This is a genomic window from Flavobacterium sp. RSSA_27 (genome assembly GCF_051547125.1).
Lineage (GTDB): Bacteria > Bacteroidota > Bacteroidia > Flavobacteriales > Flavobacteriaceae > Flavobacterium.
This window is the reverse complement of the sequence record NZ_JBPTTN010000001.1, coordinates 191275-216935: the sequence shown is the minus strand read 5'-3', so window position 1 is coordinate 216935 and position 25661 is coordinate 191275. Positions and strand designations below refer to the sequence as shown.

At 33.9% G+C, this 25661-nt stretch carries 23 protein-coding genes; 15 read left to right on the top strand and 8 right to left on the bottom strand.

Annotated features, from left to right (window positions below):
- Nucleotides 1-205: 205 nt before the first annotated feature.
- Nucleotides 206-922 carry an alpha/beta hydrolase gene (locus tag ACSVH5_RS00935; RefSeq protein ID WP_438059587.1) on the bottom strand — a complete coding sequence of 239 codons (717 nt, stop codon included), beginning with the start codon at nt 920-922 and terminating at the stop codon, nt 206-208.
- 352 nt (nt 923-1274) lie between these two features.
- Here ACSVH5_RS00935 and ACSVH5_RS00930 point away from each other — a divergent pair, with 352 nt between their 5' ends.
- From ACSVH5_RS00930 to glgB, 4 genes are all read left to right on the top strand, one after another.
- Nucleotides 1275-2555, top strand: a complete 1281-nt coding sequence (locus tag ACSVH5_RS00930; RefSeq protein ID WP_438059586.1) for a glucose-1-phosphate adenylyltransferase — start codon at nt 1275-1277, stop codon at nt 2553-2555.
- A gap of 79 nt (nt 2556-2634) precedes the next feature.
- Nucleotides 2635-4569: an alpha-1,4-glucan--maltose-1-phosphate maltosyltransferase gene (locus ACSVH5_RS00925; protein WP_438059585.1), complete on the top strand. Its 1935-nt coding sequence runs from the start codon at nt 2635-2637 to the stop codon at nt 4567-4569.
- Between the two features lie 2 nt (nt 4570-4571).
- Complete coding sequence (locus ACSVH5_RS00920) at nt 4572-6206, top strand: trehalose synthase (RefSeq protein ID WP_438059584.1); 1635 nt, start codon at nt 4572-4574, stop codon at nt 6204-6206.
- A gap of 32 nt (nt 6207-6238) precedes the next feature.
- A complete protein-coding gene (glgB, locus tag ACSVH5_RS00915; protein ID WP_438059583.1) occupies nt 6239-8146 on the top strand; it encodes a 1,4-alpha-glucan branching protein GlgB in 1908 nt (635 codons plus the stop codon).
- 209 nt (nt 8147-8355) lie between these two features.
- On the opposite strand, the gene ACSVH5_RS00910 is transcribed toward glgB, so the two are convergent.
- Nucleotides 8356-8778 carry a thiol-disulfide oxidoreductase DCC family protein gene (locus ACSVH5_RS00910; protein ID WP_438059582.1) on the bottom strand — a complete coding sequence of 141 codons (423 nt, stop codon included), beginning with the start codon at nt 8776-8778 and terminating at the stop codon, nt 8356-8358.
- Between the two features lie 108 nt (nt 8779-8886).
- On the bottom strand, nt 8887-11052 hold the full coding sequence (locus ACSVH5_RS00905) for an endonuclease MutS2 (protein WP_438059581.1): 2166 nt from the start codon (nt 11050-11052) through the stop codon (nt 8887-8889).
- Between the two features lie 158 nt (nt 11053-11210).
- Here ACSVH5_RS00905 and ung point away from each other — a divergent pair, with 158 nt between their 5' ends.
- Complete coding sequence (gene ung, locus ACSVH5_RS00900; protein ID WP_438059580.1) at nt 11211-11882, top strand: uracil-DNA glycosylase; 672 nt, start codon at nt 11211-11213, stop codon at nt 11880-11882.
- Here the strand turns inward: ung and ACSVH5_RS00895 are convergent, their stop codons facing one another.
- The 5 genes from ACSVH5_RS00895 to ACSVH5_RS00875 form a co-directional block, all read right to left on the bottom strand.
- On the bottom strand, nt 11883-12257 hold the full coding sequence (locus ACSVH5_RS00895; RefSeq protein WP_438059579.1) for a DUF4258 domain-containing protein: 375 nt from the start codon (nt 12255-12257) through the stop codon (nt 11883-11885).
- 36 nt (nt 12258-12293) lie between these two features.
- Nucleotides 12294-13487, bottom strand: coding sequence for an alanine dehydrogenase (locus ACSVH5_RS00890; protein WP_438059578.1), 1194 nt, complete (start codon nt 13485-13487; stop codon nt 12294-12296).
- Nucleotides 13488-13658: 171 nt separating this feature from the next.
- Complete coding sequence (locus tag ACSVH5_RS00885) at nt 13659-14138, bottom strand: GNAT family N-acetyltransferase (protein WP_438059577.1); 480 nt, start codon at nt 14136-14138, stop codon at nt 13659-13661.
- 15 nt (nt 14139-14153) lie between these two features.
- Complete coding sequence (gene tsaE, locus ACSVH5_RS00880; protein ID WP_438059576.1) at nt 14154-14561, bottom strand: tRNA (adenosine(37)-N6)-threonylcarbamoyltransferase complex ATPase subunit type 1 TsaE; 408 nt, start codon at nt 14559-14561, stop codon at nt 14154-14156.
- A gap of 85 nt (nt 14562-14646) precedes the next feature.
- Nucleotides 14647-16200: a PglZ domain-containing protein gene (locus tag ACSVH5_RS00875; protein WP_438059575.1), complete on the bottom strand. Its 1554-nt coding sequence runs from the start codon at nt 16198-16200 to the stop codon at nt 14647-14649.
- Nucleotides 16201-16430: 230 nt separating this feature from the next.
- Here ACSVH5_RS00875 and ACSVH5_RS00870 point away from each other — a divergent pair, with 230 nt between their 5' ends.
- From ACSVH5_RS00870 to ACSVH5_RS00825, 10 genes are all read left to right on the top strand, one after another.
- On the top strand, nt 16431-17660 hold the full coding sequence (locus tag ACSVH5_RS00870) for an HD domain-containing protein (RefSeq protein ID WP_438059574.1): 1230 nt from the start codon (nt 16431-16433) through the stop codon (nt 17658-17660).
- A gap of 130 nt (nt 17661-17790) precedes the next feature.
- On the top strand, nt 17791-18831 hold the full coding sequence (lpxD, locus tag ACSVH5_RS00865; RefSeq protein ID WP_438059573.1) for a UDP-3-O-(3-hydroxymyristoyl)glucosamine N-acyltransferase: 1041 nt from the start codon (nt 17791-17793) through the stop codon (nt 18829-18831).
- A complete protein-coding gene (locus tag ACSVH5_RS00860) occupies nt 18824-20212 on the top strand; it encodes a bifunctional UDP-3-O-[3-hydroxymyristoyl] N-acetylglucosamine deacetylase/3-hydroxyacyl-ACP dehydratase (protein WP_438059572.1) in 1389 nt (462 codons plus the stop codon). Before lpxD ends, ACSVH5_RS00860 begins: the two co-directional genes overlap by 8 nt.
- A gap of 75 nt (nt 20213-20287) precedes the next feature.
- Nucleotides 20288-21073, top strand: a complete 786-nt coding sequence (lpxA, locus tag ACSVH5_RS00855; RefSeq protein ID WP_159684876.1) for an acyl-ACP--UDP-N-acetylglucosamine O-acyltransferase — start codon at nt 20288-20290, stop codon at nt 21071-21073.
- Nucleotides 21074-21103: 30 nt separating this feature from the next.
- Complete coding sequence (gene efp, locus ACSVH5_RS00850; protein WP_438059571.1) at nt 21104-21670, top strand: elongation factor P; 567 nt, start codon at nt 21104-21106, stop codon at nt 21668-21670.
- A gap of 173 nt (nt 21671-21843) precedes the next feature.
- The gene (locus ACSVH5_RS00845; protein WP_438059570.1) at nt 21844-22773 is read left to right on the top strand and encodes a UDP-3-O-(3-hydroxymyristoyl)glucosamine N-acyltransferase; all 930 of its coding nucleotides are present in this window, start codon (nt 21844-21846) and stop codon (nt 22771-22773) included.
- A gap of 1 nt (nt 22774) precedes the next feature.
- Nucleotides 22775-23137 carry a nuclear transport factor 2 family protein gene (locus ACSVH5_RS00840; RefSeq protein WP_438059569.1) on the top strand — a complete coding sequence of 121 codons (363 nt, stop codon included), beginning with the start codon at nt 22775-22777 and terminating at the stop codon, nt 23135-23137.
- Nucleotides 23138-23222: 85 nt separating this feature from the next.
- A complete protein-coding gene (sucD, locus tag ACSVH5_RS00835; protein WP_438059568.1) occupies nt 23223-24095 on the top strand; it encodes a succinate--CoA ligase subunit alpha in 873 nt (290 codons plus the stop codon).
- 73 nt (nt 24096-24168) lie between these two features.
- A complete protein-coding gene (locus ACSVH5_RS00830; protein ID WP_438059567.1) occupies nt 24169-24591 on the top strand; it encodes a hypothetical protein in 423 nt (140 codons plus the stop codon).
- Between the two features lie 193 nt (nt 24592-24784).
- Nucleotides 24785-25600, top strand: a complete 816-nt coding sequence (locus ACSVH5_RS00825; RefSeq protein WP_438059566.1) for a M48 family metallopeptidase — start codon at nt 24785-24787, stop codon at nt 25598-25600.
- Nucleotides 25601-25661 lie beyond the last annotated feature (61 nt).

Genomic DNA, 25661 nt, shown 5'->3' with positions numbered 1-25661 from the left:
AAAAGTGTTTGATAGAATGACACTACCAAGCACTGCTATTTGTGATATTAAAATTTGAATGACAAGAATCGTATCTTACTTTGGCAGATTTCGGCTATTTAAGCTATTCTAATTTGTGTTAGTTGTTATAATTGCTTCGCCAATTAGCTATAGCTCGGGTTGTGACTAATTTTTATTATTTTAAACTCATTCGTTTGCCCTGAAATTAAGAATGCTTAGCCTGATTTTTATTGACAAACTCAATAATAGTTTCAATCACTTCTTTGTCTCCTAAAATTTTACGATGCCCCAGATTATTGGTCAGTAAAAGAGTTCCATTTTTACAATGTTCATGTATGTGTATACCAGATGTAACAGGAACTTCAGTGTCGTTTTGATCATGAATTATAAGAATAGGGATAGCTATTGATGAAGCTGCTTTATAGGCTGAAAAATCATCCATAATCACATTGTATTTTGTTTCAAAATACGTTCTAAGTTGAATGCTGATTTTGGGACTGATTTTTAATTTCGAAATAAAGTCATCTATAATATCCTGAACAACATCTCCACTTCCAATAATAGTTGCACTATTTACTTTGAGCCCTTTTTTAATTGCATTTAATGCAGACATTCCTCCTAAAGAATGTCCAATTATCGCTTCAAACGGACCAAACTGTTTGTTTATTTCTAAAATTGAGGCAATGAAATCGCTCATTACACTTGTCTTTCCAGGAGATTTGCCATGAGCAGGAGCGTCAAAACTAACAGTGGTAAAGTTGTGTCTTACTAATTCGTCTGCAATTTTACACAATTGTGTACCACGACCTGACCATCCATGCACTAAAAGAACTTTTCGATCTCCATTTCCAAAATGATATACCATTACTTTTTTATCAATTTCTGATACGTGTATATACTGTTTAATGGATTTTGAATTCATATCAAATTCTCTTTTCGGAATCTTATGTTTTATAGGAGTAACGAAAAGTTTTGCTGCAAAACGGGTGACTAATTTTGTTGAAATAAAAGCGAATATTTTAGCAGTTATTAAAATTATTTTTGGAATTCGTAAATTTTTTGGAGAATTAGTCTTTTTTTTAGGCATTTTATTAATTTTCTTTTAAAAGTTGAAGCAACTATCTTTTTTACTAAATTAGGGAAGCATAAAAATACTATAAAATCTAATGTAAAAGTTTGTATTTTACTTTATACTAAATAATAAATTTTGATATTTTTTAATGAAAGGATAGTATTTATTGCGTTTTAAAAGTGTAATGTTTTAAACAAAAAAAATGAAACAACAAAAAAGGAATGTAATTGCTATTATTTTAGGAGGTGGTCAGGGGTCAAGATTGTATCCTTTGACTGAATTTCGATCAAAACCAGCAGTACCCATAGCAGGAAAGTATCGTTTAGTGGATATTCCTATTTCGAATTGTATGAATTCGGATATTTTTAAAATATTTGTCTTGACACAATTCAATTCAAAATCTTTAAATGCTCACATCAAAAACACCTATAACTTTAGCATTTTTAGCCATGCGTTTGTTGATATTTTAGCAGCTGAACAAACTCCTGATAATCCGACATGGTTTCAAGGAACCTCTGATGCCGTTAGACAATGTATGCCCCACTTCTTAAATCATGATTTTGAGTATGCTTTGATTTTATCCGGAGATCAATTATATCAAATGGATTTCAATGAAATGTTGGAATCACATATTGAAAATGGTGCCGATATTTCAATAGCAACATTACCTGTAAATGCAAAAGATGCCCCTGAGTTTGGTATCTTAAAAACAAATAATGAGAATGCTATTGAAGCTTTTATCGAAAAACCAGCCGCTGAACTTTTGCCTCAATGGGAATCGGATGTAAGTGATGAAATGAAAAAACAAGGCAAACATTATTTGGCCTCAATGGGGATATATATATTTAATAGAAAACTTTTGATTGAACTGATGAAAAATCCGGATACTAAGGATTTTGGGAAAGAGATTATTCCACAAGCAGTGGGTAATAAAAAGTTGATCAGTTTTCAATATGAAGGATATTGGACTGATATTGGTAATATTGAATCGTTTTTTGATGCAAATATTGGACTAACAGACGATATTCCTGATTTTAATTTGTTTGATAATGACAATAAAATCTATACAAGACCGAGATTATTGCCTCCCTCAAAATTTAAAAGTACCCATATAGACAATTCTTTGATATCAGAAGGATGTATTATCAATGCTAAAGAAATAAAAAAATCGGTGATTGGTAATCGTTCTAGAATAGGGGAAGGGACTGTAATAGAGAATTCTTATATAATGGGGAATGATTTTTATCAAAGTATTTCAGATATGAAAGAAGATTTTGAAAATGGCAATCAACTTATTGGAATTGGTGAGCGTTGCTATATCAATCATACTTTGGTGGATAAAAATTGTAGAATTGGCAATGATGTCTATATTAATGGAGGTAAGCATCTTGCCAATTGTTCAGAGGATTTGTATTGTATCAAAGATGGAATTGTAGTTGTTAAAAAAGGAAAAACCTTACCCGATAATTTTAGAATTGAATAATACAGCAAATTAGTATAACTTTATAGATATAGCATCAGTTTCTATAGAATAGAAAATGATTTAATTTTTTTTTTTTATTATGCAAAAGCAAACTCGAATTGTTATTGAAAATGTAATGCCTCAATTAGATGGTGGGGCTCATTTTATCAAAAGAATAGTAGGACAAACAATAGCTGTTACTGCAGACGTTTTTTCGGATGGTCATGATGTAATAGAATGTTGTATTAAATACAAACATGAATCTGAAAAGAAATGGCAGGAAGTAAGAATGTGGCCAACACATAACGATGAATGGAATGGAAGTTTTAAAGTTGAAAAACAAGGTTTTTATAGCTATTTAGTAGAAGGATGGGTTGATTATGCTCTGAATTGGCAACATGGAACCGAACGTAAAATTCAAGATCTTCAAAATGTAAAATCTGAGTTACTTGAAGGAGCAGAGTATATAGAAGCCATTGTAAAAAAGGTTGATGCTTCTGAGAAAGAATATCTAAAAAAATTGATTCGACTTTTCAAATCCGAAGCAGATTATGATCAAGCCATAAAGGAGGCTACTTCCTATGAATTAAAAAGCATTTTTAAAAAATATCCTATTCGTTACATTGAAAATAAGTCGGTAGAACTAAAGGTTTATGTGGATAGAAAAAAAGCGTTGTTTAGTACTTGGTACGAATTTTTTCCAAGATCCTCATCTGATGAACAAGGTAAACACGGTACTTTTAAAGACTGCGAAAGATTATTGCCACGAGTAGCTGCTATGGGTTTTGACACTTTGTATTTTCCGCCGATTCATCCTATTGGAGAAATCAATCGAAAAGGGAAAAACAATGCCACTAATGCACAAGAAGGTGATGTTGGTTCTCCGTGGGGCATTGGTTCACAATATGGTGGACACAAATCAACACACCCAGAGTTAGGTTCTATTGAAGATTTTAAATCTTTGGTAAAAAAAGCCCAAGATTTAGGCATTGAGGTTGCCATGGATTATGCTTTACAAGCGGCTCCCGATCATCCTTATGTTAAAGAATTTCCACAATGGTTTAAGTGGAGACCCGATGGGACGGTTCAATATGCTGAAAATCCCCCTAAAAAATACCAAGACATTCAGCCTATTTATTTTGAAACAAAAGATTGGAAAAACCTTTGGAAAGAGTTGTTGGATGTAGCTTTGTTTTGGATTGAAGAATGCAATATAAAAGTCTATCGTGTGGATAATCCTCATACCAAACCATTTTATTTTTGGGGTTGGTTGATTGGTGAAATTAAGAAAAAACACCCTGATGTTTTGTTTTTAGCAGAAGCATTTACACGTCCTAAAATTATGAATGAATTGGCCAAACAAGGATTTAGTCAATCCTATACTTATTTTACATGGAGAAATACCAAACATGAAATAATGGAGTATGTTACCGAGTTGACCCAATCTTCTCAAAAAGAGTTTTATAGACCTAATTTTTGGCCCAATACTCCAGATATTAATCCATTTTCATTGCAAGGGGGCAATGAATCCATTCATTTGCAAAAGTATTTTTTGGCTGCTACATTAAGTTCTAATGTGGGTATTTATGGGCCAGTTTTTGAATACATGATTAGTACTCCTTTAGCAGTAGGGAAAGAAGAATATTTAAATTCGGAGAAGTATGAGTTTGTCAAATGGGATTGGAACATTCAAAATAATTTGATTCATAGAATTACTCAAATCAACACGATAAGAAAGGTGCAAAATTCATTGCAACAAACCAATAACATTGTTTTTTGTGAGACCAATAACGACCAAGTTATTGCCTATTACAAATACGATGATTCTAAACAAAATGAAACCTTGATGGTGGTCAGTCTAAATGATCAGCATACAGTTCAAGCAATGGTAAGATTGCCCTATCAACAATTAGGAAATCAACCCATTCGTGTTCATGATTTGATCACAGAGGCAACTTATTATTGGGATAATGAATGGAATTTTATTGAATTAGGACCACACTTACCTTTTCATTTGTTTAAAATAATAAAATAAAGATGGATAAAATTAATAAGGATGAGATAAAAGATCCATTTGTATTCAATATCAATTGGGACAATGCTTTTAATGAAGAAGACTTTATTAAAGTGTTTTCTTCTGAAATACTTCAAAATTACATCATTAACAAAAGGTGGTATGGTGGAAAAGCAAGTACTTTAAAGTATATTGAAATTGTAGATTCCTTTAAATTGATGTCTAAACAACATACTTATTATGGAGTTTTGTTTGAAGTTAATTTCAAGGAAGCCTTTTATCAGCATTATTTTATGCCTATTTCATTTATATCTGAAGGAGATCTTGAAACTCATACCATTATTGCTCCGGTAATTATGAATGAGAAAAAAGGTTATTTAGTTGATGCCTTACATCAAGAAGATTTCAGAAAGTTATTGTTTGAAAATATTGTACATTCTGCACAATTTCCAAAAGATAATTTAGAATTTCATCGGGGGGTAAAATTGGATGCCAAAAGATATGAAAGTTCAAGTTTTATGGGAGTTGAACAAAGTAATACTTCTATAATCTATAATGATAATCTTGTATTGAAGATTTTTAGGCGAATTTATATCAATATGAATCCTGATTATGAAATTAGTAGGTTTTTGACCGAAAGAATGCATTTTAAAAATTCTCCAGCTTACAAAGGTAGTATTAGTGTGAATTTTCCAGAAGGAAATGTTACTTTAGGATTAATGCAGGAATTAGTTGAAAATCAAGGGGACGCATGGAAGTTTATGTTAGAAGAAGTAGATAAAATTTTTGAAAATTTAGCATATCGAAAAATTGTAATCAGTCGTTTGCCTAATGTAGAATTATTTGCTCGTTTACGTTTGAATGATGTGCCTCATGAAATCATCGATTGGGCAGGTCTGAAAATTTTTATGCGAATTAGAACCCTTGCAACAAGAACAGCTGAAATGCACATTGCACTAGGTAGTGACATTCACGAAACTGCTTTTACACCATTGACGTATAATGGAGATTATTCCGTTTGGTTAAAAAATAGGCTAACTTATCAATTTCAGAACCGATTGAATATTCTAGAAAATAATTTGCATAAATTAGATGGTCTTGCCTTGGAATTAGCCAATCAGTTTTTAGATAATAAAAAAAGTATTCGAAAAGTATTTGTAGATTTTGATTGGACAAAAATGAAATCAGAACGAATACGTATTCATGGTGATTTCCATTTAGGACAAGTGCTAGTCAAAGATGATGACTTTTATATTTTGGACTTTGAAGGCGAACCAGAAAGCACTATACGTGATCGAAAAGTAAAACAACCACCGCTAAAAGATGTTGCAGGAATGTTTAGATCATTTCATTATGCAATTTATGCTACCATTTTTAATAATAAAGACAAATATCTATACGAACAAGCAGATCTTTTTAAAGCAGGTGAATTGTTGTATAATTATTTTGTTGGTGTATTTCTCTATACTTACATAGAGGTTGCACAAGGAGGAAATCTAAATATTGGATATAAAAATGAAATTAATTTTTTACTCAAATATTGTTTACTCGAAAAAGCTGTTTATGAATTAGGATATGAGCTTAATTCAAGGCCTACTTGGTCTGTAATACCGCTTTCAGGTATTGCAAGCATAATGAATTTTAAAACAAATAAATGACAGTACTGAGCAATCAGTTTAAAAAATAAAAAATGAATAAAGTACAAGTACATTCTCTTTTCACTGAATTTGATATCGATTTATTTAAAGCTGGGAAGCATTTTCGTCTCTATGAAAAATTAGGCGCACATCCAATTGAAGTGGATGGCGTGAAAGGTGTATATTTTGCAGTTTGGGCACCTTCAGCGGAGTCAGTTTCTGTGATTGGAGATTTTAACTATTGGATAGCAGGCAATCATGAGTTGTATGTCCGTTGGGATTCTTCAGGAATTTGGGAAGGATTTATTCCTAATATCAATAAAGGCACAACTTATAAATACAAAATTCAGTCATCCAACAACGGAATAATTACTGAGAAAGCGGATCCTTTTGCTTTTTATTGCGAAAAACCACCACACACCGCTTCAGTAATCTGGGATTTGGATTATAAATGGGATGATGACAAATGGATGAAGTCTCGAAAAGAGCACAATGCGCTAGATAAACCCTATTCTGTTTATGAAGTGCATCTGGGATCTTGGAAACGCCATGCGGATGATAATAGTTTCTTGAGTTATACTGAAATGGCCGAAGACCTTGTGGGGTATGTCAAAGAAACAGGATTTACACACGTAGAGTTTATGCCCGTAATGGAATATCCCTACGATCCTTCTTGGGGGTATCAGTTGGTTGGTTATTTTGCGCCAACTTCTCGTTTTGGAAACCCTCAAGAGTTCATGTATCTGGTGGATCGTTTACATGATGCAGGAATTGGGGTAATTTTGGATTGGGTACCGTCTCATTTTCCTGATGATGCACACGGGTTAGGATTTTTTGATGGCTCTAACTTGTTTGAACATCCAGACCGCAGAAAAGGCTACCATCCCGATTGGAAGAGTTTGGTATTCAATTATGGTCGTAATGAGGTGCGCTCTTTCTTGATAAGTAATGCTTTGTTTTGGTTACATCATTATCATGTGGATGGACTTCGAGTTGATGCTGTAGCTTCTATGTTGTATTTAGATTATTCTAGAAAAGATGGGGAATGGGAACCCAACATTTTTGGTGGACGTGAAAACCTCGATACAATAAGTTTCCTTAAAGATTTTAATGAAGCCGTTTATGCCAATTATGAAGGCGTACAAACCATAGCTGAGGAAAGCACCTCATTTCCTATGGTTTCTCGACCAACTTTTGCTGGTGGATTAGGCTTCGGAATGAAATGGATGATGGGTTGGATGCACGATACCTTACATTATTTTCAAAAAGAGACGGTTTATAGAAAATACCATCAAAATGAGTTGACTTTTTCTATGACTTATGCTTTTTCTGAGAATTTTATGTTACCACTTTCACACGATGAAGTGGTCTATGGTAAACATTCTATAGCAGGAAGAATGCCTGGTGATGAATGGCAAAAGTATGCAAATCTAAGGCTGTTGTATGGGTACATGTTCACACATCCAGGAACAAAACTGTTGTTTATGGGTAGTGAGTTTGGGCAAAGCAACGAGTGGAATTTTGAAGCGAGTCTCGATTGGCATTTGTTACAATATCCTTTTCATCAAGGAATCAAAGCCGTGATAACTGCCTTGAATACTTTGTATAAGTCTGAGCCTGCCTTGTACGAAAAGCAATTTAGTCCCGAGGGATTTGAATGGATTAATTATTCTGACCACGAGAATGCAGTTATGACCTACATCCGAAAAGGGAACAATCCAAAGAACGATTTGATTGTGATTTGCAATTTCACTCCAGTAGTTCGAGAAAATTATCGCATAGGGATTCCTAGAAAAGGAGAATTAGTTGAACTATTCAATAGCGATGCGAAGTTATTTGGTGGCAGTGGCGTGCAACAAAGCGGAAAGCTAAAAGTTGAAGCCACACCTTATGATGGCAGAGATTATTCTATCGCCCTAACGTTGCCTCCTTTGGCTATTTCCGTATTCAAAATGAAATAACATAACGTATTCAAAATAAAAACGTTTGTAAGACCTAGTTTTTACAAACGTTTTTTTATTTGGGCGTGCCCTCCTCTAGCCAGAAAAAGGCTAGAGGAGGTCGTGCTGTACGTTCCCGCTTTTTTATATTTTTCCGAAAAAAGAAAAATATAAAAAGAGCTCCACTGCCATCACACACGCAAGCGTCTTCGAGATGACAATCATTGGAATTATAGAAATTTAGCTTTCAATTCAGGAGTCGGCATCCAGCAGTGTTCCTGTTGACCGTACCATTTGTATCTATTTTTCGCCACATAATCATAAACGGAATTCAAAAGGGGAGTAGGAAGGATTTTGAAAACAATAGCCAAACTGTAAATGCCTCCAAGTTCCTTTGCAATATCTAAAACTGCTTCCGATTTATACGAATACGAAACCCCAGGCGCATAAAAAACAAGACTGTCTATTTTGCGCGTGTCAATCCCAATATGTTTTTGTATGGCTATACCCATTTCACTTTGCAAAGCGACAAAACGGAAGACATCTTTTTTATCGTGTTGTATAATGGTTTGCACAGCAGTATTACACAAATTACAAACCCCATCAAATAGGACGATTTTCTTGTTTTCAGGAAGTGATAAGGAATGTTGCATTTGTTTGTTGGTCTTAATTTAGGTTTGAGAATATGTTGAATTACCGCAAATTCACAAATTAATTTGAGGCTTATGCAATAAAAATTTGCGAATTTGCGGTATGAATTTTTATTTCTTAACCGCTTCCACTAATTCTAATTCGTCTAAACTTACTTTCGAGGTGAAAATACCGTAATTGACAGTGGCTTTGTTTTTTTCAATACTATCAATCGTTCCTACTGCTTTTCCATCAGCCATCCGTACTCTATCGCCTAATTTTAAGATTGGTTTTGGTTTTTCAACAACGGGTTTCAGTTTCTTTTCTTTTTTGATTGTTCTGATTTCCTCTACCTTCACTTCAACCTCTTTGATAATCTCTTTTTTCTTTTCGGTGATGACTTTGGCTTCTTTGGCCGAAATCTTTTTACGCTTAGAATTTTCTATTTCAATAATTTTCAAAAACTCACCAATCAGTTCTTTTTTGTTTTTATTGTTGAAATACTTCTCTGAAATATCTTCTATTTTTTGGCCAATGTAAATCGTTTTTTGGTTGCTGTCATACAATTCTTGATAGCTTTCCAATTTTTGTTTGATTTTTACATTGATGCTTTCCATTTTTTTACTTTCCTCTCTGGCTTTCGATTCTTCTTCTTTTAGTACTTGAGAGGTTTTTTCGAGTTTAGAACGTTCTTTTTGCAGCGTGGCAATGGTTTTGTCAAAACGTACTTTTCCGGTTTCGATTTTCTTCTTGGCACGATTGATTAAGCCAAACGGAATACCGTTTTTCTGTGCTACTTCAAAAGTAAAAGAACTACCCGCCTGACCCAGAACGAGTTTGTACATGGGTTCTAACGTTTTTTCATCAAAAAGCATATTGGCATTTTGAGCACAAGGCAATTCATTGGCCAAAATTTTTAAATTGGAGTAGTGCGTTGTAATAATTCCAAAAGCTTCACGATGGTAGAATTCTTCCAAGAAAATTTCGGCAAGCGCACCACCCAAGTCAGGGTCGGAACCTGTGCCAAATTCATCAATCAAAAACATGGTTTTTCTGTTGCATTTTTTTAGAAAATAATTCATGTTTTTTAAGCGATAACTGTAGGTACTCAAATGATTTTCTATGGATTGATTGTCGCCAATATCCGTTAAAATTCGGTCAAACAAAAAGGTTTCGCTGCGTTCGTGTACCGGAATCAACATACCCGATTGCAACATTAATTGCAATAAGCCAACGGTCTTTAAGGAAATGGTTTTTCCACCCGCATTAGGACCAGAAATAACGATGATTCGGTTATCTTGGTTCAGTTCTATTGTTTGTGGATGGGTGACTTCGTTCTTTTGTTTGTTGTTCAAATACAAAATAGGATGGTAAGCATCTCTTAGAAATAACCTTCTTTCTTCGCTGATTTGAGGTAAAATAGCATTGATTTTGTTGGCATATTTGGCTTTGGCTGCAATAACATCAATATCACTCAAAAACTCTTGGTACTCAATAAGTAAAGGCAAATAGGGACGAATAGCATTTGATAATTGCTTTAAGATTCGGGTGATTTCTTCTTTTTCTTCATATTCGAGATTGCTCAATTCGCGTGAATATCTCAAAGTAGCTTCGGGTTCGATGTAAGCAATACTGCCTGTTTTCGAGCTTCCTAAAATGGTTCCTTTTACTTTACGACGATACATCGCCAAAACGGCCAAAACTCTACGATTTTGAACAAAACTCTCTTTGATATCATCCAAATATCCCAAACCATTGTATTGTGACAAAGCAACGCCAAAACTTTGGTTTACCTTACCACGAACCACGTTCATGTTTCTTCGAATATTGAGTAAATCTGGAGAAGCATTGTCTTTGATTTCACCATATTTGTCTACGACTTCATCAATTAGCGTAATGATGTTTTTGGTGTATTCTACTCTAGCGGCTCTAGCATTCAAATTAGGATAATAGTCTTCGAATTTTTTTAGGAAATTCAACAAGAAATTACTTGTGCTGGAGAGCGTAGCAATTTTTCTAAAACTGCCTACTTCAAGAAAGCTATCTTCAATTCCAAGGAATTTGATTTCATAAGTAATGGCGTCAAAGCCGTGATTGGGTATGGCATTGTTATTTTGAAAAGAAGAAACATATTCTGAAGTTTGCAACAAAGATTGCATTAATGTTTCTTTCTCTCTAAAAGGCGTAATTTTTAATGCTTTCTCTTTACCAATATCGGTATTGCAAATGTCCGATAGGGTTTCGAGTACAGTGGGGAATTGTAAATCTTGTAATGTTTTTTCGGTGATAGCAATCATGAAATCGTTTAATTTTGGTATGCAAAAATAAGACTATTTCAAGGAGAAACATAATGTTATTTCACGCAGCTTCACAAAGCTACTACGTTATACTGTATCTCATTTTCTCGAAGCTTTTTTCTGATTCTTAGTGTATCTTTGTAGAATAAATTTAGAATATGCTATCCAACCTTAATCCTTCTTGGCGAACCTTTTTATCCGAAGAACTTGAAAAAGACTATTTCTTAAATTTGATGCAAGAAGTTGATGAAGAATATCAAAATTATAACTGTTTTCCGCCAAAAGACTTGATTTTTTCGGCTTTTAATCATTGTGCTTTCGAAGATGTAAAAGTAGTTATCCTTGGTCAAGACCCTTATCATGGAGAAGGCGAGGCTAATGGTCTGAGCTTTTCTGTGAATGATGGAGTAAAAATTCCACCGTCTTTGCGTAATATTTATAGAGAATTAACAGATGATTTGGGCGCTATTTTTATGCCTACTTCGGGAAATTTACAGGCTTGGGCAAAACAAGGAGTTTTGTTGTTGAATGCTACTTTGAGTGTCAGAAAAGACAGTCCCAATAGCCATAAACACTTAGCTTGGAGTCGATTTACAGACGCCGTTATCGAAAAATTAGCTTCTGAAAAACCACAGCTTGTTTTTTTACTTTGGGGAAGTTTTGCGCAAAAAAAAGGCAACAAAATCGACCGAACGCAACACTTGGTTTTAGAATCGGGTCATCCATCGCCTATGAGTGCTAACCAAGGAAAATGGTTTGGAAATAAACATTTTTCACAAACCAATGCCTATTTAACTTCAAAAGGGTTGCAACCTATTGATTGGTTGTAATTATCTCTTGATAATATCTCTTAAAACTGCTTTGTCTGAGTAATTAATTACTTCTACAGTGATTTCTTGATTTTTGGCAGTTTTTCCGTAAATTGTATATAGCTTTCCTTTTTCAAGGGGAAGGTTACTTTTGTCAAAATCTACATCGCCGAATTTCAGGGTATTTTTAATATCAGCGGTGTCTACCCATTTTTCGTTTAGAATTTGAGAAGCTTTGTCTGAGTAAACAAAAGGTTTATTTCTTAAATCATTCAACACACGGGCGTTTGGAAAATAATTACAGCGGGTGTCTTTGCCAGAAAATATAGCAGCTACCACAAATAATCCCATCAACAAACCAATCAAATAATAAGCGAAACGATATGTAAATTTCATGAAGTATTTTTTTTGCAAAGGTAATTGAAACTTAGCTTAAAAAACAATTAAATTAATATCGTTATCCTGAATGTCAAACCAGTCCCCAATAGCTTTATTTGTTAGTATTCCGTGGTAAAGATACACGCCATTTTTAAGCCCTTTGTTGCACCGTATCGCGCTTTCAATTCCGCCATCTTCAGCTATTTGTAACAAATAAGGAGTAATGATGTTGCTTATGGATAGAGAAGCTGTTTTGGAATAGCGTGAGGGAATATTGGGAACACAATAATGCAAAACATTACTTTTAATAAATGTTGGTTTTTCGTGAGTGGTTATTTCTGAGGTTTCAAAACAGCCTCCTGTGTCAATACTTACATCAACGATTACTGCCCCTTTTTTCATGTGTTCGACCATAGTTTCTGTAACTACAATTGGGCATCGTTCTTTACCACGCATGGCTCCAATAGCGACATCACATCTCCTTAATGCTTTTAATAAAGTTTTGGGTTGTATGGTTGAAGTAAAGATGCGTTGGTTTAAATTGTTTTGTAAACGTCTTAATTTGGTAATTGAGTTGTCAAAGACTTTTACATTAGCACCAAGTCCAATAGCTGTTTTGGCTGCAAATTCACCCACAGTTCCGGCGCCCAGAATCACTACTTCTGTTGGAGGTACACCTGTAATATTGCCAAATAATAATCCTTTACCAAACTCGGTAGTAATCATTAATTCTGAAGCAATGAGTATAGAAGCTGTTCCAGCTATTTCACTCAATGATTTTACAGCTGGATAAGAACCGTCTTCGTCTTTAATGTATTCAAAAGCTAAAGCGGTAATTTTTTTTCTTGCCAAAGCTTCAAAATAGGCTTTTTGTCTTGTTTTTAATTGAATAGCAGAGAGAACAATCGCTTTATTGTTGAGCATTTCTATTTCTGCTAGAGTAGGCGGCTCTACTTTTAAAATCATCGGACAACTAAAGACCTTCGCAGTATCTTTAGTTATTTCGGCTCCAGCATCACTATATTCTTTGTCTGTGTAGCTTGAGCTTTCTCCAGCACCCGATTCAATCATTACTCGATGCCCTTGAAAAGTCAAGGAATTAACAGCATCTGGAGTTAAGCAAATGCGTTTTTCTTGGTAACTGGTTTCTTTGGGAATTCCAATAAAAAGTTCACTTTTATGTCTGGCAACTTCCAATTTTTCTTCTTGGGGCATCAACTGTTGTTTGGTGAATGGGCTAATCGACATAATTGTTAAAAATTTAAGCGTACAATTTACAAAAAGTATTTAAGTTTTTGGGGTTTAGAATGCTGGAACTCTTTTTCATATATGTAAATTTTGTTTTTTTATAGGTCATATATGGTATCGCCTCTTACTTATTGGTGTTTGTTTGCAACAAACCTGTTGTTAATGGCGATTTCATAAAGGTAAAAGCAATTCCATTTTGATATCGGCTCTTTCGTATACGCCAGATTCTAAAGGAATTTCTTTAAAACCAAATGATTCATACAAGTGTAATGCTGTTTTTAATTGTCTGTTGGAGTATAAAATTAACTTCTGAATTCCGTGTTTTTGAGCTTCTTCTATGCAAAATTCTATTAATTGTCGCCCGATTCCTAATCCTTGAACTTTTTCGGTAACGGCCATTTTGGATAGTTCGAATGTGTTTGTGTTTATCTTTAACAACGAAACTGTGCCAATTATTTCGTCTAAATATTGCGCATAAAATATTTTCCCGCCTTTGTTTATAATTTCTTCGACAGGATTGCTGAGTACCAATTCGTCTTTTGGTTCGACCTTAAAGTATTTTTGCAGCCATTCTAAATTTAATGTTTTAATGGCTTCTTTATGGGCAATAGAAAAAGGAATGATGTTACTATTGTTTTTATGATTTTTCATTTTGGATGCCGCTTTTTATTCTAAAACCAGTTTTCGATTTCCGTCATCAAGTACTTCTATGGTAATTACTGAATGTTGCTCTGGAATGAGATTCGTGATTTTTTCGGCCCATTCAATAAAACACCAATGTCCGGAGTAGAGGTACTCATCTATTCCCATATCTAAAGCTTCGATTTCTGTTTTTAATCGATAACAATCAAAATGATAAATATATTGATTATTAGTAGTGTAGTATTCATTAACTAAAGAAAAAGTTGGGCTGCTTGTAGGTTCGTTTACTCCCAGATTCTCACAAAGCTTTTTTATCAAGGTAGTTTTTCCTGCACCCATTTCTCCATTGAATAAGAGTACTTTATTTGGATTTTGTTCTAGTATTTGTTTAGCTACTTGATCTAGCTCATCAATTGAAAATAGTACAGTCATTTTTGTAAAAATTTACAGGCTATTATTAGCTATTTTGAGTTTACTTTTTAGTTTTAGTGATTTGTTATAAAACATTAAGCAACAATTATTTTGGATTGAATACCAAAAAGGGTATAATCATTTCTTCTAATGAAATACCGCCGTGTTGATAAGTGTTTTTGTAATAGCTAACGTAATGGTTGTAATTGTTTACGTAGGCCAAAAACAAATCATTTTTTGCAAAAATATACGAACTGGTCATATTTATAGCGGGTAATCCAATTTCTTTTGGTTCTTTTACTGCATACACATCTTTTTGCTCATAGGTCAAACTTCTTCCTGTTTTGTATCTTAAATTTAAGCTGGTGTTTTTGTCACCAACTACTTTGGATGGGTTTTTTACATTGATAGTACCGTGATCGGTAGTTAAAATCAATTTGAAGCCTAATTTTTGAGCCTGTTGGATAATTTCGAGCAAAGGAGAATTTTTGAACCAACTCAAGGTTAAAGAGCGATAGGCCTTATCATCTGCGGCTAATTCTTTAACAACTTCCATTTCTGTTTTGGCATGTGAAAGCATGTCTACGAAGTTGTAAACAATAGTTACCAAGTCATTATTTTTTAGTGCTTTAAAATTTTCAACTAGTTTTTTTCCTCCAGCTATGTTGGTGATTTTGAAATAATCTTCTTTAATATCAAGTCCTAATCGTTTGAGTTGGGCGGTTAAGAATTCAGCTTCGTAAAGATTTTTGCCGCCTTCTTCGGGATCGTTTTTCCAGTATTGTGGAAACTTTTTCTCCATGTCTAGTGGTGTTAATCCAGAAAAAATAGCATTTCGAGCATATTGCGTTGCTGTAGGAAGAATCGAGTAGTAGGGGACTTCTTTTTCAAGTTTGTAATAGTTGGCTACTACATTTTCGAAGGCTTTCCACTGGTCGTATCTTAAATTGTCAATGACTATAAATAGTACTGGTTTATCTTTTTTTAGAATTTCAGGTACGACCAATTCTTTGAATAGCGTATGGGATTGTATAGGCTTATCGCTTTTAGGTGCAAACCAATCTTCGTAATTACGTTCAATGAATTTACCAAACTGCGAATTGGCTTCTACTTTTTGAGATTCTAAAATCTCGATCATACTTTGGTCATCAATGTTTTCTAATTCTAATTCCCAAAACAACAGTTTTTTGTATAGCTCAATCCAGTCTTCATAAGTATTAACCATAGCCATCTCTAGGGTAATTTTTCTGAATTCCTTTTGATAATCTAAAGTTGTTTTTTGAGAAATTAATCGAGAGTGGTCTAAGTTCTTTTTTAAACTAAGTAAGATTTGGTTTGGATTTACGGGCTTTATCAAATAATCCGCGATTTTTGAGCCAATAGCTTCTTCCATGATGTATTCTTCTTCGCTTTTGGTAATCATAATCATGGGGATAGCAGATTTTTTTTCTTTCATTTCAGAAAGGGTTTCTAAACCGCTCATTCCAGGCATATTTTCATCCAAGAACACGATATCGAAATTATTTTCTTCAAAAATAGTTACTGCGTCAAGACCATTATTACAGGTTGTAACGCTATAATTTTTCTTTTCTAAAAACAGAATATGTGGTTTGAGCAAGTCGATTTCATCATCTACCCAAAGTATTTTTATTGTATCCATATTTGGTGGTAAAGTATCAAAATTAGTAAAACTTTTAGCCAAATTAATTAATTATCTTAGGCTTTGAGGAGGTATTGTGATTTTTTTAGCTATTTATTTGTTTTTTGTGTATTGGTAAATCGACTTTCGTATTGGTTTACAGTAAGCTTACTATTTTTTACTTTGTTGAAGTAAATAGCATAAGGTCTAAATTGTTTATATTTGTCGTCCTAAAAAAAAAACAAGTACAAGTGAGTCAAATCAACAAATTAAAAATATTTAATGATCCTATTTATGGGTTTATTACTATCCCCAATGCGCTCATTTACGATTTAATTCAACATCCCTATTTTCAACGTCTCCGCCGTATTTCTCAGATGGGTCTCTCTTATTTGGTTTATCCAGGCGCTAATCATACTCGTTTTCATCATGCTTTAGGATGTATGCATATCATGCAAAAGGCAGTAGAATCACTTCGTTTTAAAGGTGTTACGATTTCTTTTGAGGAGGAAAATGCATTGTATATTGCCATATTATTGCATGATATAGGTCACGGACCTTTTTCTCATGCTATGGAAAGTAGTATTGTAGAAGATGTACATCATGAGGAAATCTCTTTGTTGTTTATGCAGCAATTGAATAAAGAATTCGATGGTAAATTAAGCTTAGCGATTCAGGTTTTTAAGGGCGAATATCATAGAAAGTTTATGTTGCAGTTGATTTCGAGTCAGTTGGATATGGATCGAATGGATTATTTAAAACGAGATAGTTTCTATTCAGGAGTTTCTGAGGGTAATGTTAATTCTGAACGAATTATCCAAATGATGAATGTGGTTGATGATGTTTTGGTAATTGAAGAAAAAGGAATTTATACTGTTGAAAAGTTTTTGATGTCTCGCCGATTGATGTATTGGCAAGTGTATCTTCATAAAACGAGTTTGGTTGCTGAATTAATTTTGACTAAAATTTTAAAGAGAGCCAAAGAGCTTACTATGAAAGGTGAAGAGTTAACGGCAAGTTCTCCTCTGTCATTTTTTATGCATAAAAAAGTAACAATGGAAACGTTTGATGCAGAAACCTTGAATCTATTTTCCAAACTAGATGATTTTGATATCATTAGTGCCTTAAAATCGTGGCAGGAACATCCTGATTTTATTTTATCATCGTTGAGTAAAATGATTATTAATCGGGATTTATTAAAAATAAAGTTGAGTAGTGAAAAAGTTACTACTGAAGAATTATTACCACTAAAAGAACGAATTGTTTTAGAAAATGGAATTACATTGGCCGAGGCTAATTACTTTGTTTATAGAGGAAAAATCAAAAATCAAGCATACAGCAAGGAAGCTGAGCCTATTCGGATACTCAAAAAAGACAAGACCATTGAGGATATTGTTGATGCATCTGACCAATTGAATTTTAAGTCTGTATCTAAGTTTGTAACAAAGTATTACCTCTGTTTCCCAAAACAACTGTTATAATTTTTACAATTAAAACCTATTTTTTATATTTTTGTCGCGATGAAACGAACCGGTACTCTATTTTTTAAAATAAACAGACCATTTTATAGTGAGTTCCATCTTATTCTAATGAATAAAACAATCCAATAAGATGAAATTTACAGCAGAACAAATAGCAGGTATTTTAGAAGGGGAAGTAGTGGGGAATCCAAGCGCTTCTGTTTCGAGATTATCCAAAATTGAAGAAGGTACAGAAGGGTCGTTGACTTTTCTTTCCAATCCCAAGTATCTGAATTATATCTATTCAACACAAGCATCCATAACTATTGTAAATGACACTTTTGAACCTGAGTCTCCAATAGCCACTACCTTAATTAAAGTTAAAGATGCATATGCTTCATTTACTAAACTTTTAGAATTTTACAATGAAGTTAAAAGAAATAAATCTGGAATAGAACAACCTTCTGTTATTTCTGATACTGCAAGATACGGTTCCAATTTGTATTTAGGTAGTTTTAGTTACCTTGGTCAAAATGTAATTATAGGTGACAATGTAAAAATCTATCCCAATTGTTTTATTGGAGATAATGTTGTCATTGGTAATAATGTTACTATTTTTGCCGGTGTTAATGTTTACTCCGAAACTGTGATAGGAAATGATTGTGTTCTACATTCTGGAGTGGTGCTAGGGTCCGATGGGTTTGGTTTTGCGCCTAAACCAGACGGAACTTTTGATAAAATTCCGCAAATAGGTAATGTGGTTTTAGAAGATGGGGTAGATGTGGGAGCCAATACAACCATAGATCGAGCTACTTTAGGCTCTACAGTTATTAGGCGTGGGGTGAAATTAGACAATCAAATTCAAATTGCTCACAATGTTGAAATTGGTGAAAATACAGTAATTGCAGCTCAAACCGGTATTGCAGGTTCTTCAAAAATAGGAAAAAACGGCATGATTGGCGGCCAGGTTGGGATCTCAGGACATGTTATTCTTGGAGATAATGTTAGAATTCAAGCACAGTCCGGTGTCACTAGAAACATAAAAGATGATGAAGTACTTCAAGGGAGTCCTACATTTGGATACAATGATTTTAATAAATCGTATGTTTATTTTAAAAAGTTACCACAGTTAGTGGCAGAAATAGAAGAATTGAAAAAAATAATAAATCAAAAAAATGGAAATAATGGTTAAACAAAAAACCATCAAAACGGAGATTTCTTTAACTGGTGTTGGATTACACACAGGGAAAGAAGTGACCATGACATTTAAACCTGCTCCCGTAAATAATGGTTTTACATTTGTTCGAATTGACTTGGAAGGACAGCCAATCATTGAAGCTGATGCAAATTATGTTGTAAATACTCAAAGAGGGACAAATCTTGAGAAATTAGGGGTCAAGATTCAAACTCCTGAACATGTGTTGGCGGCTTTAGAAGGATGTGATTTAGACAATGTTATCATTGAATTGAATGCTTCGGAGTTACCAATTATGGATGGATCTTCAAAGTTTTTTGTTGAGGCCATTGAAAAAGCTGGTATTGAAGAACAAAATGCTAAACGAAATGTTTATGTAGTTAAGGAAATAATCTCTTTTACTGATGAAACTACGGGTAGTGAAATTTTGGTAATGCCTAACGATCATTATTGCGTAACTACCATGGTTGATTTTGGGACTAAAATTTTAGGAACTCAAAATGCAAATATGAAAAGCATAGCTGATTTCAAAACTGAAATTAGTGCCTCAAGAACGTTTAGTTTTTTACATGAATTAGAATCTCTTTTAGATAATGGTCTTATCAAAGGAGGAGATCTTAATAATGCGATAGTGTATGTTGATAAAGAAATTTCTGAAAACACCATGCAAAATCTTAAAGTAGCATTTGGTAAAGACTCGATCTCTGTAACGCCAAACGGCATTTTAGATAATCTTACATTGCATTATCCTAATGAAGCGGCTCGTCATAAATTACTTGATGTAGTGGGTGATTTGGCTTTAATTGGAACCAAAATTCAAGGAAAAGTTATCGCCAATAAACCAGGACATTTTGTGAATACTCAATTTGCCAAAAAAATGGCTAAGCTTATCAAAATTGAGCAACGCAATCATGTTCCCGTTTTTGATTTGAATTTGGAGCCTTTAATGGATATCCATAAAATTATGTCGGTATTGCCTCATAGACCACCATTTTTACTGATTGATCGAATCATTGAAATGTCTGAAAGCCATGTTGTCGGTATGAAAAATGTAACCATGAATGAGAACTTTTTTGTGGGACATTTTCCAGACGCACCTGTAATGCCTGGTGTTTTAATTGTTGAAGCCATGGCACAAACAGGAGGAATATTGGTCTTAAGTACAGTACCCGATCCAGAAAATTACCTTACCTATTTCATGAAAATAGATAATGTTAAATTCAAACAAAAAGTCTTACCAGGAGATACATTAATATTTAAATGTGACTTAATTACACCCATCCGACGTGGAATTTGTCATATGCAAGCCAATGCTTATGCTAATGGTAGATTAGTAGCAGAAGCAGAATTAATGGCTCAAATTGCTAGAAAACAATAATTTTTTTGCTGAATTGATCTGTTAAAGAAGGAATATATTAATTCAATTCATCAGGTAAACGATTAAACAAAAAGTATGAATCAACCATTAGCATATGTTCATCCAGGGGCAAAAATTGCCAAAAATGTAGTAATAGAACCTTTTACTACTATACATAATAATGTTGTGATTGGTGACGGAACATGGATAGGCTCGAACGTGACCATTATGGAAGGAGCTCGAATAGGTAAAAATTGTAATATTTTTCCAGGAGCAGTAATTTCAGCAGTTCCACAGGACTTAAAATTTGGTGGAGAGGATTCCTTAGCTATCATCGGAGATAATTGCACCATTAGAGAATGTGTTACCATTAATAGAGGAACAATTGCTTCGGGACAAACAACTTTAGGTAATAATTGCTTAGTGATGGCAACAGCACATATCGCTCATGATTGTCATATCGGTGACAATGCAATTATTGTAAATGGAGTTGCTTTAGCAGGTCATGTAATTGTAGGTAAATATGCCGTTATTGGAGGTTTAGCAGCTGTACATCAGTTCATTCATATTGGGGATCATGCGATGGTTTCTGGTGGTTCATTGGTTAGAAAAGATGTTCCTCCTTTTACAAAAGCAGCAAAAGAACCATTATCTTATGTAGGTATTAACTCGGTTGGATTAAGAAGAAGAGGTTTTACTACCGAAAAAATCAAAGAAATTCAAGATATTTACAGAATTTTGTACCAAAAAAATTACAATACAACCCAAGCCTTAGGTATTATTGAGGCAGAAATGGAAGCGACTCCAGAGCGTGACGAAATAATTGATTTTATTCGTAACTCTTCAAGAGGAGTAATGAAAGGCTACTCAGGAAATTATTAAAAACAAACAAAAATTATTAAATAAAAAACAATGGCATCTACTTCAGATATTAAAAACGGACTTTGTATCAAACACAACCACGATATTTATAAAATCATTGAGTTTCTTCATGTAAAGCCAGGAAAAGGTCCTGCTTTTGTAAGAACTAAATTAAAATCATTGACGAATGGTAAAGTGTTGGATAATACGTTTTCTGCTGGACATAAGATTGATGTGGTAAGAGTAGAGACACATACTTTCCAATTTTTGTATCCAGAAGGGAACGAATTTCATTTTATGAATGCTGAAACATTCGAGCAAATTACATTAAACAGAAATGTTTTGGATGCTCCAGATTTATTAAAAGAAGGTGAAAATGTAATGATTCAGATCAATACTGAGACAGATTTGCCACTTTCTGTTGATATGGCTCCTTCAGTAGTTTTAGAGGTGACTTACACCGAACCAGGTGTAAAAGGGAACACGGCAACAAATGCTACTAAACCAGCTACTGTAGAGACTGGTGCTACTGTAAACGTTCCTCTTTTTATAAATGAAGGAGATAAAATTAAAATCGATACCGCTACAAGTTCTTATATGGAACGTGTAAAGGAATAATTCTATAAGTATAGGTTTTCAGTCATGGCTTACAATTTTAATATATATATGGGCTATGACTGAATACTTTGTTTTAAAACAAATGATTTTATGAAATCGCCAATAGTAATTTCTTTGCATACTACCTTGAAATTTGGCGATACCATATGTGATCACCCAACAAAAATACACATATGAAGTTTCACAAAGAATATTCCTTACAAGACATAGCTACCTTAATTGAATGTACATATGTTGGAGATCCTGCGTTTCCCGTTTTTGGGATGAATGAAATACACGTAGTAGAGCCTGGTGACATAGTATTTGTTGATCATCCGAAATACTATGACAAGGCTTTGCAATCTGCTGCAACTATAGTTTTAATTAATAAAGAAGTAGCCTGTCCAGAAGGCAAAGCGCTCTTGATTTCTGATGATCCATTTAGGGATTTTAACAAGTTAACGAAGCATTTTAAGCCATTTGTTGCTTCAAATACTGCGATTTCACCATCGGCAAAGATTGGTGCAAATACGGTAATACAGCCTAATGTTTTCATTGGTAACGGAGTAGTTATTGGTGACGATTGTTTTATCCATCCAAATGTTGCCATCTACGACAATACAGTAATAGGAAACAATGTAATTATTCATGCAGGAACGGTTTTAGGCGCGGATGCTTTTTATTACAAAAAAAGAGCAACAGGTTTTGATCAGCTCATTTCTGGTGGAAGAGTTGTTATTGAAGACAATGTGGGTATTGGTGCTCTTTGTACGATAGATAAAGGAGTTACTGGTGATACAACTATTGGAGAAGGAACTAAACTGGATAATCAAGTTCATGTAGGACACGATACAGTAATCGGTAAAAAATGTTTGATAGCCTCTCAAACAGGAATTGCAGGTTGTGTCATTATTGAAGACGAGGTTACTTTGTGGGGACAAGTAGGAACCACTAGCGGAATAACAATTGGTTCTAAAGCAGTTGTTATGGGGCAAACAGGTGTTACAAAATCTGTAGAAGGAGGAAAGTCTTATTTTGGAACACCAATACAAGAATCTAGAGAAAAATTAAAACAATTAGCGAATATTAAAAAGATTCCCGAAATATTAAATAAATTAAAATAATATGTCTGCAAAAGATTTTGTTAAAGCATTTTACAAGTCGGATGCTTTGATTGATAGTTCAATTTTAAAAGAGTTTATTCATCCAGAAATTATTATTGATTGGTATTCTACAGAAGGTTTTGTTCAATTAAATTATGATTCTTTGATCAATTTAGCCAATCAACTTCATAAAGCCTATGTTAGATCCAAAGCCAGAATTAGTCATATTGTGGAAGAAAATGAGATGATTTCTGTACGTTATTCTCATTTTGTAAAAACAATTGAAAACCCAAGAGAAGAAATGTTGTTGGCACATTTTATGACAATTTGGGAAATTAAAGATGATAAATTATACCGAGGGTATCAAATGAGTCAATTATCCTAAATAATTTGAGACCAAATGAGTTTGAAATAATTTCAAAAACCTTACTTTTGCAACACAATTTTAAAAACTACATAAAAAATATATCATGAGTGTTTTAGTTAATAAAGATTCTAAAATTATTGTTCAAGGATTCACTGGTAGCGAAGGAACTTTCCACGCTTCTCAAATGATTGAATACGGAACAAATGTTGTGGGTGGTGTAACTCCAGGTAAAGGAGGGTCTACACACTTAGATTTGCCAGTTTTTAATACAGTAAAAGACGCTGTAGAACAAGCTGGAGCAGATACTACTATCATTTTTGTTCCACCTGCTTTTGCTGCCGACGCTATTATGGAAGCTGCTGATGCGGGTATTAAAGTTATCATTGCAATTACAGAAGGAATTCCTGTTGCAGATATGATCAAAGCTAATGCTTATGTAAAAGAAAGAAATGCTCGATTAATAGGACCAAATTGTCCAGGTGTTATTACTCCAGGAGAAGCTAAAGTTGGAATTATGCCAGGTTTCGTTTTCAAAAAAGGTACAGTAGGTATTGTTTCTAAATCTGGTACTTTAACTTATGAAGCAGCTGACCAAGTTGTAAAACAAGGATTAGGTATCACTACAGCTATTGGAATAGGTGGAGATCCAATTATTGGAACTACTACAAAAGAAGCAGTAGAATTATTGATGAATGACCCTGAAACAGAATGTATTGTTATGATTGGTGAAATTGGTGGTCAATTAGAAGCAGATGCTGCTAAATGGATTAAAGCAGATGGTAACCGTAAACCAGTCGTAGGTTTTATTGCTGGTGAAACAGCACCTGCAGGTAGAACTATGGGACATGCTGGAGCAATTGTTGGAGGATCTGATGATACTGCTGCTGCCAAAAAACAAATCATGAGAGAGAACGGAATTCACGTTGTTGATTCTCCAGCCGAAATTGGTAAAAAAGTAAAAGAAGTTTTAGGATAGTTTCCTAATTTAAAAATTATAAATCTCAAAATGCCTCACGATTTTGTGAGGCATTTTGTTTAAATAAAGTAAAATGTATAAAGAATTAGAAAAGTTTACAGTTACCAATAGTTTTATGTTTTCTACAGAGGATAGTTTAGAGCAAGTTTGTAATGCTTCTGATGGTTGTGGTGTTTTTTTGGTCTATGATTTAACAGCCCACAGGGAGTTGATTATGGTGGGGTCTTCAGGGACAGTTCAAAATAACGGGACGTTGAAAATAAAAAAAGGCGGATTGGCAGATAAAATTATTGAAGGACATCAATTCGCTAAAACAGGAAGAAAGTATTCATGGCCAGCACAAATGAAATTAGAAAGCATCACCTCGCTTGAAGTGGTTTGGTATGAAACCTTTAATGATGAAGTAAAAGCAATACCTACTAGTGTTGAAGGTCAGATTTTACAGTATTTTCTAGATGAAAAGGGTAGATTACCTCGATGGAATGTTGCTTTTTAATTAAAAAAAATAACTCTAAAAAAATCTCATAGTTTATTAGCTGTGAGATTTTTTTATTTATTCTATATAGCAGTATCATTTGTTTTGTTTTGCTTTGCAATTGTACTGAAAAGTAAAATGCTTTTAGTTGTTTAAAAAATGGTAAATGGCTTAAAAAATGCCTTAATTTTGTGTATTCAAAAAAATTATAATTATGAAAAAGTATGCTTTATTACTTACAATTTTTGTATTGCTGATTTACAGTTCATGTGCCACTAATCCAATGACTGGAAAAAAAACATTAAATCTTGTTTCGAATAGCGAATTGTTTCCAGCTTCATTTCAGCAATATGGCAAATTCATTAAAGAAAATAAAGTAGTTCAAGGAACTGCAGAAGCCAAACAAGTTGAAAATATTGGTGTTAAAATAAAAGAAGCAGCAGAAAAGTATTTAAATTCTGTTGGTCAAAATCAATATTTGAACGACTACCGTTGGGAATATAAATTAGTTGAAAGTAAAGATTTAAACGCTTGGTGTTTACCAGGAGGAAAAATTGTAGTTTATACAGGTATTTTAGCGGTTACTAAAGATGAAGCAGGTTTGGCCACAGTAATGGCTCATGAAGTTGCACATGCATTAGCAAATCATGGTGCTCAACGCATGAGTGCCTCAAAGCTTCAAGGACTTGGAGCTGTAGGTGTTGCATTGGCAACTGGGGGTCAATCAGCTGAGAATCAATTTTTATGGCAACAGCTATATGGCGTAGGTTCTCAAGTAGGAGTAATGCTCCCATTTAGTCGAGCGCATGAAAGTGAAGCTGATCAAATTGGGTTAACTTTAATGGCAATAGCAGGTTATAACCCACAAGAAGCCATAGCTTTTTGGAAACGAATGGCAGCGCAATCTGGTGGTAAAACACAACCAGAATTTATGAGTACTCACCCTTCAGACGCAACTCGTGTCGCTAATTTGCAAAATTTAGTACCACAAGCTAAAGCAATGGCTGCGAAATTTGGAAAAATATATTAAGTTAATGTAGTAGATTGATGCTAAAGCCAAGCTTTGACTTGGCTTTTATTTTGCTATTGTT